At 72.3% G+C, this 13,678-nt stretch carries 10 protein-coding genes and 1 tRNA gene; 3 read left to right on the plus strand and 8 right to left on the minus strand.

Going from position 1 to position 13,678, the window contains the following annotated elements:
• Positions 1-137 precede the first annotated feature (137 nt).
• From ACIBUY_RS09035 to leuS, 5 genes are all read right to left on the minus strand, one after another.
• Positions 138-2,834 (minus strand): ComEC/Rec2 family competence protein, encoded by a 2,697-nt coding sequence (locus ACIBUY_RS09035; protein ID WP_399152227.1) that lies wholly within the window; start codon positions 2,832-2,834, stop codon positions 138-140.
• Positions 2,831-3,541, minus strand: a complete 711-nt coding sequence (locus ACIBUY_RS09040) for a helix-hairpin-helix domain-containing protein (protein ID WP_399152228.1) — start codon at positions 3,539-3,541, stop codon at positions 2,831-2,833. The genes ACIBUY_RS09035 and ACIBUY_RS09040 overlap by 4 nt, the downstream gene beginning before the upstream one ends.
• Before the next feature lie 490 nt (positions 3,542-4,031).
• Positions 4,032-4,880, minus strand: coding sequence for a DegV family protein (locus ACIBUY_RS09045; protein WP_365568495.1), 849 nt, complete (start codon positions 4,878-4,880; stop codon positions 4,032-4,034).
• A 95-nt stretch (positions 4,881-4,975) separates the two neighbouring features.
• Positions 4,976-5,659, minus strand: a complete 684-nt coding sequence (locus ACIBUY_RS09050; RefSeq protein WP_399152229.1) for a hypothetical protein — start codon at positions 5,657-5,659, stop codon at positions 4,976-4,978.
• 130 nt (positions 5,660-5,789) lie between these two features.
• A complete protein-coding gene (gene leuS / locus ACIBUY_RS09055) occupies positions 5,790-8,672 on the minus strand; it encodes a leucine--tRNA ligase (protein WP_399152230.1) in 2,883 nt (960 codons plus the stop codon).
• A gap of 474 nt (positions 8,673-9,146) precedes the next feature.
• On the opposite strand from leuS, the gene ACIBUY_RS09060 reads away from it, so the two are divergent.
• Positions 9,147-10,199 (plus strand): cytochrome b/b6 domain-containing protein, encoded by a 1,053-nt coding sequence (locus tag ACIBUY_RS09060; RefSeq protein WP_399152231.1) that lies wholly within the window; start codon positions 9,147-9,149, stop codon positions 10,197-10,199.
• Positions 10,196-11,770 (plus strand): NADH-ubiquinone oxidoreductase-F iron-sulfur binding region domain-containing protein, encoded by a 1,575-nt coding sequence (locus tag ACIBUY_RS09065; RefSeq protein ID WP_365568503.1) that lies wholly within the window; start codon positions 10,196-10,198, stop codon positions 11,768-11,770. Before ACIBUY_RS09060 ends, ACIBUY_RS09065 begins: the two co-directional genes overlap by 4 nt.
• A 51-nt stretch (positions 11,771-11,821) precedes the next feature.
• Here ACIBUY_RS09065 and ACIBUY_RS09070 read toward each other — a convergent pair.
• Positions 11,822-11,894: transfer RNA gene (locus tag ACIBUY_RS09070), tRNA-Ala, on the minus strand.
• 145 nt (positions 11,895-12,039) lie between these two features.
• Here ACIBUY_RS09070 and ACIBUY_RS09075 point away from each other — a divergent pair.
• Positions 12,040-13,233 carry a glycosyltransferase 87 family protein gene (locus ACIBUY_RS09075; protein ID WP_365568506.1) on the plus strand — a complete coding sequence of 398 codons (1,194 nt, stop codon included), beginning with the start codon at positions 12,040-12,042 and terminating at the stop codon, positions 13,231-13,233.
• Here the strand turns inward: ACIBUY_RS09075 and ACIBUY_RS09080 are convergent.
• Together ACIBUY_RS09080 and ACIBUY_RS09085 are read right to left on the minus strand one after the other, a co-directional pair.
• A complete protein-coding gene (locus ACIBUY_RS09080; RefSeq protein ID WP_127831505.1) occupies positions 13,202-13,435 on the minus strand; it encodes a hypothetical protein in 234 nt (77 codons plus the stop codon). The two genes, ACIBUY_RS09075 and ACIBUY_RS09080, sit on opposite strands and share 32 nt — an antisense overlap.
• Positions 13,436-13,445: 10 nt before the next feature.
• Positions 13,446-13,640 carry a hypothetical protein gene (locus ACIBUY_RS09085; protein WP_365568509.1) on the minus strand — a complete coding sequence of 65 codons (195 nt, stop codon included), beginning with the start codon at positions 13,638-13,640 and terminating at the stop codon, positions 13,446-13,448.
• Positions 13,641-13,678 lie beyond the last annotated feature (38 nt).

Here is a 13,678-nt window from a genome sequence, read left to right on the forward strand (position 1 = left end):
CTCATGCCCCGGCCACCGCCACGCCGCCGTCGCCGTCGCCGTCGCCGTCGCCGTCGCCACGGACGGTTCCTGCGTCCGCCCTCGGCCGGGCTCGGCGCGGGGACGGAAGGCCCCGGGCCGGGCCTCGCGGGCTCCTCTCAGGGTTCGATATGCGCCACCTCCAACTCGCCCGCACTCCCCTCGCCGTGGCCCACGACCGCGATCGCGCCGTCCCGGTCCGTCCGCAGCACGGTCGCCCCCAGGGCCTGTAACACCGCCAGCGTGCGCGGCGCCGGGTGCCCGTACGGGTTGTCGGCGCCCACGGAGACCAGCGCGAGCCGGGGCGCGAGCCGGTGCAGCAACTCCGAGTCCTGGTACGCCGATCCGTGATGAGCGACCTTGAGTACGTCGACCCGGGCGAGCCGCGCCCCTTCGGCGGTTCTCAACAGGGCCTGCTGCGCCGCCGGTTCGAGGTCTCCCGGCAGCAGCAGCGTCAGTCCCGCGGTGCGCACCAGCAGCGTGACGCTCGCGTCGTTCGGCCCGTCGGGGCCGGGAACCTGGCGCGGCGGGGGCCACAGCACCTGCCAGTCGAGCGGCCCGGCCCTGCGCCGCTCCCCCGCCGACGCCCGCACCACGGGCACGCCCCGCTCCGCCGCGAGCCGCCGCACGAACGCCGCCTGGTCCGCGGGCTCCTGGAACCCCGTCGTCTCGATCGCCCCGACGGAGCGCCCCCGCAACACCCCGGCGAGGCCCGCCACATGATCGGCGTGGAAGTGGGTGAGGAGCACCAGCGGAATCCTGGTGACGCCCAGCGAACGCAGACACCGGTCGACGAGCAGCGGATCCGGCCCGGCGTCCACCACCACGCCCGCTCCGGCCCCCGCGGCCAGCACCAGCGCGTCACCCTGCCCCACGTCGCACATCACCAGCCGCCAACCCGGCGGCGGCCAGCCGGTGATGACCCGGGTGACCGGTGGTGGCCGTACGACCACCACGAGCAGCACCAGCACACAGAGCGCCGCGATCCAGGGCGACTTGAGCACCCTGCGCCCCACCACGACGGCCACCACCGTGCCCGCCGCCAGCAGCACTCCCCCGCGCCAGCCACCCGGCCAGTCCACCCCGCCGCCGGGCAGCGCCGCACCGGTCCGCGCGATGTCCGCGATCCAGCCCGCGGGCCAACCAGCCAACCAGGCAAGGCACTTGGCCACCGGCATCGCCACGGGCGCCGTCGCCAGCGCGGCGAACCCGAGCACGGTCGCGGGCGCCACGGCGAACTCCGCGAGCAGATTGCACGGCACCGCCACCAGACTCACCCGCGCCGCCAGCACGGCGACGACGGGCGCACACACGGCCTGCGCGGCCGCGGCAGCCCCCAGCGCTTCGGCGACACGCACCGGCACCCCGCGCCGCCGCAACGCCGCACCCCACCGCGGGGCCAGCGTCAGCAACGCCCCGGTCGCCAGCACCGACAGCAGGAACCCATAACTCCGGGCCAGCCACGGGTCGTACAGAACGAGCAGCAGCACCGCCGTGGCCAGCGCCGGGATCAGGGATCTGCGCCGACCGGTGGCGACGGCGACCAGCGCGATCAGCCCGCACGACGCGGCCCGCAGCACGCTCGGCTCGGGCCGGCACACCACGACGAACCCGAGCGTGAGCGCCCCTCCCGCAAGCGCCGTCGTCCTGAGCGACAGACCGATCCGCGGCGCGAGACCCCGCCGCTCCACACGCTGCGCACTGCCCGCAGGACCGATCAACAGGGCCAGCAGAATGGTGAAGTTGGCCCCGCTGACGGCCATCAAATGAAGCAGGTCAGTCGCCTGGAACGCCGCGTGGAGTTCCGGCACGACACGCGCCGTGTCCCCGATGACCAGCCCCGGCAGCAACGCCCGCGCGTCCCCCGGTAGCCCGTCCGTCGCCTCGCGCAGCCCCGCGCGCAGCGTCCCGGCCAGGCGCTGCGGCCCGCTCGGCCCGCCCACCACACGCGGCTGCTGCTCCTTGCCGACGCGCAGCACCGCCGCGATGCGGTCACCCCCGGCGAACGGTGGCGTGAGCCCGCCCCTGACCCACAGCCGCGTCGTCGGCAGCAAGGACAGCCAGGGACTGCCGCGCGCCTCGGCAACGACCAGGACCGGCGTCCGCGTGCGCGACACCGTCCCGTCGGGCGACGTCACCCGCACCACATCCGCCTCCACGACCACGGCGACCGGTGCCGCATGGTCCCCGGTGACCCTGGGCCGGGTCACTCTCGGATCGGCGGTGACCTCCAACTCGGCGCTCACCCTGGCATGTTGGGCAGCGAGCTCGGGCACGGGGCCTCTGCGCAGATCCGCTCCGTGCAGTCCCGCGGAGGCCGCGGCCGCGGCGATGCAGAGCAGGAGGACCGCGGCGGAGGAGCTCCGCCAGGACCCAGGCAGCCGAGTTTGCATGCCCGGGCCCCGAGCCTCTGCGCCGATACCGGTCCCAAGGCCGATACCGGTCCCGAGGCCGAGGCCTCCGTCTCTGCCGATGCCTCTGCCGACGCCTGTGTCGATGCCTCTGTCGATGCCATCTGGGCGTCCCTCTCCTGAACCTGAACTCCGCCCCGCGCGCGCCACCGCCAGCAGCGCCGCCCCTGCGACCCCGCACACCGCTGCCACGGCCGTCGCCCAACGGCCCGGGGCCGTCAGGAGCAACGCCGCCGTCACCCATGCCGCGAGCGCCGGCGGCACCAACCTCAGGTCCAGCGGCTCCTCTTGCCGCGGGTGCGCATCCCCGAGTCGGCCCACCGAGTCCACCGAATCCGCCGAATCCGCCGAATCCGCCGAATCCGCCGACGGACGGTGGGAACGGTCAACTCCCTTACCCTTCATGGCCGTACGAGTTTCTGCAGATCCTCGAAGCGGCGGTCCCCGATCCCGTTCACCTCGCGCAGTTCGTCGACGGACCGGAAACCTCCGTGCTCCGTGCGGTAGTCGACGATGTGCTGCGCCAGCACCGGGCCGACGCCGGGCAGCGTGTCCAACTGGTCCACCGTGGCCGTGTTGAGGCCGATCGGCCCGGCCGGAGCAGCCGCTCCCGCCGCCCCTCCGGGTGCCACGGCCGCCGGGGCCGCCGGCGCACCCACCAGAACCTGCTCGCCGTCCATCAGCAACCGCGCCCGGTTGAGCCCCGCCGTGTCCGCCCCCGGGCGGATCCCACCGGCCGCCCGCAACGCGTCCGCCACCCGGGCCCCTGCGGGCAACCGGTGGATGCCGGGCCTGCGCACCTTGCCGCTGACGTCGACGACGATGCCGGGACCACCCGATGCCGCCGGTCCCTGCACGGCCGGGGACGCGGCGGCACCCGGCGGCTCCACCGCTTTCGGAGCCGCAGCGTGCACCGCCTGCGGGATCCGCACCGACTGCGTGCGCCCCGCCCAGAAGTGCTGGACGGCGAAGAGCGCGGCCACACCGAGGACGACGACCAGCGCCACCGCACCCCGACGCTCGATGCCGCACCGGGTCTGCACCCACAACGGCAGCCGGTCGCGCACGGCCGACAGAGCCCGCTCCCGCCAGGGCGGCTCCGGATCAGGCACCGGATCACGCACAGGATCACGCGCCGAACCACCGTCCACCGGACCCGACTTGAGCCCGCCGCCCGACCCGGCCTCCACATACGGATCAGGCTCCGCATACGGCTCAGACCTCACACGTGTCGCAGACTCCACGTCCGGCTCAGGCGCCCGATACGGCCGCGGAGGCGCGAACAACGCCTCCGCACGCAGTCGCGTCCGCTCCTGCGCGATACGCCTGCGCCGCGCACGCCGCCGCACGACGTGCCGATGCCGGGTGCGGCTGTCGGATGCGGGGCCGCGCCCCGGCCCGCTGGATGCCTGTGCTGTCCGAGACAGTGATCGAAGTGCCATGTCACGAGACGGTAGGCACCCCGCCGCGAACTAGTGGATCTTGGTCAATTCCCGGGGAGAACCGCCCAGTTGTGGATAACTTCGTCACCCACCCCAGTGATCTCCAGGGAATCGAGCCCCGGAAAGAGCCCCGGAACGAGCTCCGGAACGGCCTCCGGACCTACTCCCGAGGCGACACCACCGCACCCAGCAGCCCGGGCCCGGTGTGCGCCCCGATCACGGCCCCGACCTCGCTGACCAACAGCTCGCCCAGGCCCGGCACATGCTCGCGCAGCCAGCCCGCCAGCGCCTCCGCCCGCTCCGGCGCCGCCAGGTGATGCACGGCGATGTCGACCTGCCCGCTGCCCGCGCGCTCGGCGACGATCTCCTGCAGTCGCGCGATCGCCTTGGACGCCGTGCGGACCTTCTCCAGCATCTCGATGCGGCCGCCGTCGAGTTGCAGCAGCGGCTTGACGGCGAGCGCGGAGCCGAACAGCGCCTGCGCCGCCCCGATCCGCCCGCCGCGGCGCAGATAGTCCAGGGTGTCGACATAGAAATACGCGGAGGTGCCCGCGGCCCGCTTCTCCGCCGCGGTCACCGCTTCGTCGACGGTGCCCCCGGCGTCGGCCGCCTCGGCCGCGGCGAGCGCGCAGAACCCGAGGGCCATGGCCACCATGCCGGTGTCCACGACGCGCACGGGGACCGGTGCCTCGCGCGCGGCCAGGACCGCGGCGTCGTACGTCCCGGAGAACTCGGCGGACAGATGCAGCGAGACGATGCCGGTGGCGCCGGACTCGGCGACCCTGCGGTAGGTCTCGGCGAACAGCTCGGGACTGGGTCTCGACGTCGTCACCGAGCGGCGCTTCTGCAGCGCCTCGGCGACCGAGCGGGCGGAGATCTCCGTACCCTCCTCGAGCGCCCGATCGCCCAGGACCACGGTCAGCGGCACCGCCGTGATGCCGTGGCGCTCCATCGTCCGCTGCGGCAGGTAGGCCGTTGAATCGGTGACGATCGCGACATGGCGGGACATGCACCGGAGATTACCCGCCGGGGCCCGTGAGCGGCAGCCCGGCCCCCGGCACCTCCCGGCTCACCGGCCGCCGACCGACGTCCGTCGGCCAGGGATCAAGTCGTGCTCTCGGGGCGGGGCTTCTTCTGCCACGGGTACACGGGGCGCGCCCCTGGCGGAGTGATCGCCTGCCGCGTCGGCTCCTGAACCGTACCCGTCGTCTCGGAGGCCTCCGTGCCGGGCCGGGGCACGTCCTCCGTCGTCCAGTGGCGCAGCGCACCGGCCTCCAGGTCGATCTGCTGGCTGAGCGAGTCCAGGTCGTCGCCGGAGAAGCGGCTGGCCCGGTCGCGGGCCGCGTGCCGCAGCGCGTCGGCGGAGTCCGTGATCTGCTCCGCACGCGCCCGCAGCTCGGGCAGCAGGCGTGCCAGATGGACCTTGTCGGGCTCCCGCTCCAGGCGCTTGAGCTCGTCGTCCAGCTCGTGCCCGTGCGCGCTCAGGCGCTGGAAGAGGCCGATCGACTCCTGGAGCGTGGGGTCCTCGCCCACGCGCGCGTGCAACGCGTCCTGCGTGGCCCGCATGGAGGTGCGCAGCTTCAGCCGCAGCTGTGCCAGCTCGCTGGTCGCTCCGGGCTGGGCGAACGTCCTGGCCCGCAGCGTGGTGTCCTCCACCGCCCGCCGCGCCTGCTCGACCTTGCGGTCCACGCCGCGCTTGGCGGCCCCGACCGCTTTCACCGTCGCGTACGCACCGAGCACGAGGGCCGCGATGAAGATCAGCGCCACGATCACCAGCACAGCTTCCACGGCGCTCCTCCGATTCGTCCGTCCACCCCGTCCGAGCCCACCGGCCCGCTTCTCCACGGTAAACGGAGCGGGCAGGCCGAGGGTTCCAGCGGAACCCCCAACCTGCCCGTAGGGAACAACCCTGAGTGCCTTACGCAGGCACGATGTTCACCAGCTTCGGCGCCCGGACGATCACCTTGCGGATGCCGGCGCCGTCCAGAGCGGCGATGACCTTCTCGTCGGCCAGGGCCACCTTCTCCAGCTCCTCGTCCGAGATCGACGGGGAGACCTCCAGGCGGGCCTTCACCTTGCCCTTGATCTGTACGACGCAGGTCACGGCCTCGTCCACGACGTACTGGGGGTCGGCGACCGGGAAGTCCACGTGGACGACCGATCCGGTGTGGCCCAGCTTGCGCCACAGCTCCTCGGCGACGTGCGGGGCCAGCGGCGCGACCAGCAGGACCAGCCGCTCGGCGACGGAGCGCGGCAGCGGCCCGCCCACCTTGGTCAGGTGGTTGTTCAGCTCGGTGACCTTGGCGATGGCGGTGTTGAACCGCATGCCCTCCAGATCGCCGCGCACCCCGTCGATCGCCTTGTGCAGCGCGCGCAGCATGGCCTCGTCGATGTCGGCCTCGGCAGTGTCCACGACGGTGACCTCGCCGCTCGCCTCGTCGACGATGTTGCGCCACAGGCGCTGCAGCAGCCGGAACTGGCCGACCACCGCGCGCGTGTCCCACGGCCGCGACACGTCCAGCGGGCCCATCGCCATCTCGTACAGGCGCAGCGTGTCCGCGCCGTACTCGGCGCAGATCTCGTCCGGCGTGACCGCGTTCTTCAGGGACTTGCCCATCTTGCCCAGCAGGCGCGAGACCTTTTCGCCCTCGTAGTAGTAAGCGCCGTCGCGCTCCTCCACCTCGGCGGCCGGTACGGCGATGCCGCGTGCGTCCCTGTAGACGTACGCCTGGATCATGCCCTGGTTGAACAGCTTGTGGAACGGCTCGGCCGACGAGATGTGGCCCAGGTCGAACAGCACCTTCGACCAGAAGCGCGCGTACAGCAGGTGCAGCACGGCGTGCTCGGCGCCGCCCACGTACAGGTCGACACCCCCGGTGGGCTGGCCCTCGCGGGGGCCCATCCAGTACTGCTCGATGGCCGGGTCGACCAGCTTCTCGCTGTTGTGCGGGTCCAGGTAGCGCAGCTCGTACCAGCACGAACCCGCCCAGTTGGGCATGGTGTTGGTCTCGCGGCGGTACTTCTTGGGGCCGTCGCCCAGGTCCAGGGTCACGTTGACCCACTCCTGGTTGCGCGACAGCGGCGTCTCGGGCTCGGTGTCCGCGTCGTCCGGGTCGAAGGTCCGCGGGGTGTAGTCGTCGACCTCCGGCAGCTCCAGCGGCAGCATCGACTCGGGCAGCGGGTGGGCGATGCCGTCCTCGTCGTAGACGATCGGGAAGGGCTCGCCCCAGTAGCGCTGGCGGCTGAACAGCCAGTCGCGCAGCCGGAAGTTGACCGTGCCCGCGCCCTTGCCGGTGCGCTCCAGCCACTCGGTGATGCGCGCCTTGGCCTCGACGACGCCCATGCCGTCCAGGCTGATCTGGTCGTTCGACGAGGCGATGATCTTCGCCTCGTAGGAGCCGAACGCGTTCTCCCACGTGTCCGTGTCGGTGCCGCGCCCGTCCGTCGGCTCGACGATGCAGCGGATCGGCAGCTCGAAGGCGCGCGCGAACTCGAAGTCGCGCTGGTCGCCCGCCGGGACGGCCATGATCGCGCCGGTGCCGTAGCCCATCAGTACGTAGTCGGCGATGAAGACCGGGACCTGCTCGCCGTTGACCGGGTTGGTCGCGTAGGCGCCCGTGAAGACGCCGGTCTTGTCCTTCGCCTCGGCCTGCCGCTCGACGTCCGACTTGGCGGCGGCCTGCTTGCGGTACGCGGCGACGGCCTCGGCCGGGGTGGCCTGCCCGCCGGTCCACACCTGGCGCGTGCCCTCGGGCCACGCCGCCGGGACGATCTTCTCGACCAGCTCGTGCTCGGGCGCCAGCACCATGTAGGTGGCGCCGAACAGGGTGTCCGGGCGCGTGGTGAAGACCGTGATGGCGTCGTCCCCGATGGGAAAGTCGACGCGCGCGCCCTCGGAGCGGCCGATCCAGTTACGCTGCTGCAGCTTGATCGCCTCGGGCCAGTCCAGGCCGTCCAGGTCGTCCAGCAGGCGGTCCGCGTAGGCGGTGATGCGCATGTTCCACTGGCGCAGCTTCGCCTTGAAGACGGGGAAGTTCCCGCGCTCGGAGCGTCCGTCGGCGGTGACCTCCTCGTTGGCCAGGACGGTGCCCAGGCCCGGCGCCCAGTTCACGGGCGCGTCGGAGGCGTAGGCCAGGCGGTACTCGCTCAGCACGTCGGCCCGCTCGGTGGCGCTCAGCTCCGTCCAGGAACGGCCGCCGTCGACGGCACGCTCACCGGTCTCGAACTGCTGGACCAGGTCGGCGATCGGACGGGCCTTCTTCAGGTCGTCGTCGTACCAGGAGTTGAAGATCTGCAGGAAGATCCACTGCGTCCACTTGTAGTACTCCGGATCGATCGTGGCGAACGACCGGCGCTTGTCGTGACCCAGGCCCAGGCGGCGCAGCTGCGCCTTCATGTTCTCCATGTTGGCCTCGGTCGACGTGCGCGGGTGGGTGCCCGTCTGCACGGCGTACTGCTCGGCCGGCAGGCCGAACGCGTCGAAGCCCAGGGTGTGCAGCACGTTGTGCCCGGTCATGCGCTGGAAGCGGGCGAAGACGTCCGTGGCGATGTAGCCCAGCGGGTGGCCCACGTGCAGACCCGCGCCCGAGGGGTACGGGAACATGTCCATGATGAACTTCTTGGGCCGGGCGGCGACCTGCGGGTCGCCGGCCAGGTCACCGGTCGGGTTGGGCGCCTCGTACGTGCCGTCGGCGTCCCAGAAGTCCTGCCAGCGTGCCTCGATGTCGGCGGCCATGACCGCCGTGTAGCGGTGCGGCGCGACCGCCGCCTCGACACCGGCGGCGTTATTCGTCTCGCTCATGATCCTCAAAGCTCCATCGATCGTCTCTGCCAGCTGCCCTTGCGCGGGAAATGAAAAAGCCCCTCGCACAGGAGGGGACGCCGCGCCGATTCCGACCACACGCTCAGGGGCGGGTCGGGACTGATCAGCGCGGCTCGCTAAGCAGAAGGCGTACGGCACGCATGGCGTCAGGGTACCGCAGCCCTCGTACGGGCCGCGACGGCGTTCCCGCCGCCCCACCCAGGGCCAAGGGTTACTCCGCGTACCGCCCGCTATCGGGGCAACACAAATACCGGGCGACCTCTAGATAACGGCGAGATAACTCAAACCTCGTACTGGCTGGTATGCGTCGACCTAGAGTGCGGGCTGTGGGACCACTGTGCCGAACCATTCGGAGTCGCCCCCATGAACCCTCGAACCCCTCACACACTGAACTCCCTTCGTACGCCCAGGAGTTCACGCACCTCTGGTAGCAGCCGCCGCGCGACAACGGGGGTGTTGAGCGCGGCGGCCCTCCTGCTCATACCCCTGATCGTGGTCACAGGGAGCGACGCCTTCCGGGCCGCGCTCGACTTCACCACCGGTGTGCTGTCCCTGGTCTCCCTCACGGCGTCCGTCGTGTGGGGTCTGGTCGCCTCTGACCGGCTGTTCCTCACCTCGCGCCAACGGCTGCTCGCCCAGGGCGTCCACCGCGCCACCGCGGTCGCCTCCCTGGGCTTCCTGCTGCTGCACGTCAGCGTGAAGCTGGCCCTCGCCCATGTGACGCTCGTCGAAGCGCTCATCCCCTTCGGGAAGGGCATCACCGGCAGCAGCGGACTGATCGGCCTGGGAGTGCTCGCCGGGATCCTCATGGTGGCCACCGGCGTCACCGGGGCGCTGCGCAGCTCGATGGCGTCTCCGGCCCGGCTCGCGGCCCGCTGGCGCGCGACCCACATGCTCGCCTACCCGGCCTGGTGCCTGGCGCTCGTGCACGGCCTGTACGCGGGGCGCCCGCCGAAGACGTACGTGGTGGTCCTGTACTGCCTGTGCCTGCTCGCGGTCGCCGGCGCCGTGGCGCTGCGGGCGGCGCCGCGGCCGGTCAAGCGCAGGGTCGCGGCGCGGATCCTCGCCCTCCTGGACCCCGCTCCGCGCGTCACCCGTGACACGGGCCGCGGCACTCCCCGGGACCTGACCGAGCAGCCACTGCCCGCTATGGAGACACCGGTTCGCCCGGCTCCGGCACGGACACAGCCGCCGGCACCGGCACCGGCAGGCGTCGGCTTCTCGGCCGCCTACCGTGCCGTCTCCGCCGCCCCACCCAGGGAGTCGCCCCAGCGCTGGCCCGCACCGTCGCCGCCACCTCCGGCCGAGGCGCCGCCCTCCTCGTACGACCCCACGTACGACACGCCCTACGGAGGCACCCCGGCGTACGAAGCCGCCTATGGAGACAGCGGTAGCTACGACATCGCCTATGAAGGCAGCGAGAACCCCACCGAACCGTTCCCCGGGCCCTTCCAGGCACCCGCCTCGGGTGAGCCCTGGACCACGCCCTACGGAGGCACGCAGTGAACACGGCGCTGCCCGACGTCCCCGAGGTCCGCGTCGTCGGACTTCCGCAACTCACCTCGGGGTTCGACCTCGTGGAGCGGCTCGACCTCGACATGCACCTCAAGGTGCACGGCCCGCTCAAGCCGCTGGCGGGCGAGGCGCTCGCCCAGCTCGCCCAGGCGGTGTCGCTGCGCGGCCGCGGCGGGGCGGGCTTCCCCTTCGCCAAGAAGCTGCGCGCGGTCGCCGAGTCGGCGATCAGGCGCGGGGTACGCCCGGTGGTCGTCGTCAACGGCAGCGAGGACGAGCCCGCCTGCCGCAAGGACACCGTCCTGCTCAACCGGGCCCCGCACCTGATCCTGGACGGCGCGCTCCTGGTCGCCGAGGCGCTCGGGGCGCGCACCCTCGTCGTGGGCGTGACCCGCGACTCCACCGAGGCCTCGATGCAGGCGGCCCTCGCCGAGCGCGGCCTGACGAACCGACGTAACGCGCCACTACGCGCGCGCGTGCAGCGCAATCCCGTGCGCATGGTCACCGGAGAGTCCTCGGCCCTGATCCGCTCGGCCGACGGCGGCCCGCCGATGCCGCCGGGCCGCAAGGTGCGCGCCTCCGACTCCGGAGTGGGCGGCGCACCCACCCTCCTGTCGAACGCGGAGACCTTCGCCCAGCTCGCCGTCGCCGCCCGCACGGGGCCCGAGCGCTACTGCCGCACGGGCCTGCACGACGAGCCCGGCACCGTCCTGCTGACGCTCTCCGGCGCCGTCGCACGCCCCATGGTCCTGGAGGTGCCCTCCGGCGTCCCGCTGCGCTACGTGCTCCAGCTCGCGGGTGCTCCCCCACTCCCCCAGGGCGTCCTCACCGGCGGCTATCACGGCAAGTGGCTGGACGGCGTCGGCGCTCAGGACGCGATCGTCTCCCGGGCCTCCTTGGAGGCGTGCGGCGGCGCTCTGGGCGCGGGCGCGATCCTGCCGATCGGCCCCGACACCTGCCCGCTCGGCGAGGCCCTGAAGGTGGCGCAGTGGCTGGCCGCGGAGAGCGCCGGCCAGTGCGGGCCCTGCTATCTCGGGCTTCCGGCGGCGGCCCGCGGCCTGGAGGACGTCCTGAACGGCGGTGGCCCGACCGCCCTGGAGGCGCTGCGCGAGGTCACGCGCGCGGTGAAGCGGCGTGGGGCGTGCAAGCACCCGGACGGTTCGGCGGCGTTCATCGAGTCGACGATCTCGGCGTTCACGGACGACCTGGCGGCGCACGTCCTCGGCGCGGGCTGCGGCCGCCCCGTGCGCGGGGTGCTGCCGCTGCACGCCGAGGCACCGGCGGGCGCGGCCCCCAGCGGCAAGCGGCTCGCCGTCGACTGGACCTTGTGCCAGGGCCACGGCCTGTGCGCGGACATCGTGCCGGAGCTGATCCAGCTGGGCCCTGACGGCTTCCCCGCGGTCGCGGAGGCTGCGGTGCCGCGCTACTCGGAGGCGAGCGCCGTACGCGCCGTACGCCGCTGCCCCGCGCTGGCTCTGCGCATCGACCAGGACGCGGCGGCGCTGCCGCCCGGCCCGGCACCGCGGCCCGCGCTCCCACCGGGCCGCAGCCGCGCCCGTAGGTAGGCATGCAAGAGGGCGGGCCATCCGAATCGGATGGCCCGCCCTCAACTGCTGTGGAGCTAAGGAGAATTGAACTCCTGACCTCCTGCATGCCATGCAGGCGCTCTACCAACTGAGCTATAGCCCCTTGCTTTGTCCGCTCGGCTTCCCTGTCGGTTTCCCCGGCGGCGACGCCAACATTACACGGTCACCCAGGTGCATCACCAAATCGTTTCCCATCTGACCCCCTCTGTGGGGAAAGAGGACGGATAGGGCCACTACTGTCGCCTGTCGTGACCGTGCTCGTCCTGCCCCGCACCCATCGCCGTGTGCCCGCAGCCCTGGGCGTCTGCCTGCTCTCCTTCGCGGGCTTCTGGGTCGCTCAGCGCGCCGCCCATGTCTCGATGATCGACTTGATGGTCTACCGGGCGGAGGGCGCGACCGTCAGAGCGGGGGGCGACCTGTATGCGCTGCGCGCGACGCACGCCGGGCTGCCCACCACGTATCCGCCCTTCGCCGCGCTGCTGTTCGCGCCGCTGACGCTGCTGGACGTCGCCACCATGCGCGCCGCGGCGACCGTCGCGAACCTCGTTCTGCTGGTCGCCTTCGTGCAGCTGTCCTTGCGGCTCGCGGGGCGCCACGCGCGCGTGGAACACGCTCTGTGGGTGGCTGCCGGTGCCGTGTGGTGCGAGCCGGTGTGGACGACGCTGCGCTACGGGCAGGTCAATCTCCTGCTCGCCGTGCTGGTGCTGTGGGATCTGACCCGGCGCCCCGGGCACCGCTGGGCGGGTGTGGGCATCGGGGTGGCGGCGGCGATCAAGCTGACGCCGGCCCTGTTCGCCGTCTTCCTGCTGGGTACGGGGATCGCGCTGGCGGTGACCGGGCGCGGGGCCTGGCGGCCTTGGCTGCGGCACGCGTGCGTGGCCGCGGCTTCGTTCGCCGGTGCCACCGTGCTCACCGCAGCCGTCCTGCCGCACGACTCGCACCGCTTCTGGACCCGGATGGTGTTCGAGGCGAGCCGGGTGGGGCACGCCGAGGACACGGCGAACCAGTCGCTGCGCGGCGTCCTGGCGCGCCTGCTGCACACCGGCGACCCGGGTCCGTGGTGGGCCCTGACCGCCGTCCTGACTGGCGTACTCGGGCTCGCGGTCGCCGTCGCCGCGGCGTTGCGCGAGCGACGGGCCCAGGCCGTCGTCGCCTGCGCGGCGACCGCGCTCCTGATCAGCCCGGTGTCGTGGTCGCACCACTGGGTGTGGTGCGTGCCGCTGGTCCTCCTGGTGTGGGAGTCGGGCCGCCCCCGGATCGCCGCCTTGACGGCGGTGCCGTTCTGCACGTACGCCCTGTGGTGGGTGCCGCACACCTCTGGCCGGCACGAACTGCACCAGAACAGTGGGCAGTTCGTGCTGTCGGCGCTCTACGTAGGTGTGGCGTACGCCTTCTTGCTGTGCGCCGGGATCAGGCTGTGGCGAACGAGTAGAACCGCTTGAGGGTGCAGTGCTCGTCCAGGAGGCGGCCGTAGATCGGCTCGCCCTCCAGTTCCCGATAGGTCTCGATCGGGTCGCCCTTTATGATCAGCGCCCGCGCGCACTCCTCGCACCAGTACTGGTAGTCCGGGTTCACGGGCTCCATGTCGCGCACGATGGGCGTACCACTGCCGCACCAGTCGCACTTTCTCCTGTGTGACCCCATGTCGATCTGCTCAGCTCCAGCTGTGGCCGCAGGCCGTGCACACGTACGAGATCCCGCCGTTGTCACCCAGCATCTGGGCGACATGGGAGGAGCCGCAGGACGGACAGTTGAGAAGAAGCGGGGCATTTGTGCCGGAGACGGGCTCGACGGGTGCCACGGCCAGGCCGAGGAGGTGATCGGCCTCCTCAGTGATGCTCAAGGGCATCGCGCACTCCCTCCCGTCGGGCCGTCTTCGTCGGTCGG

This window comes from Streptomyces sp. NPDC050085 (assembly GCF_044460595.1).
Lineage (GTDB): Bacteria > Actinomycetota > Actinomycetes > Streptomycetales > Streptomycetaceae > Streptomyces.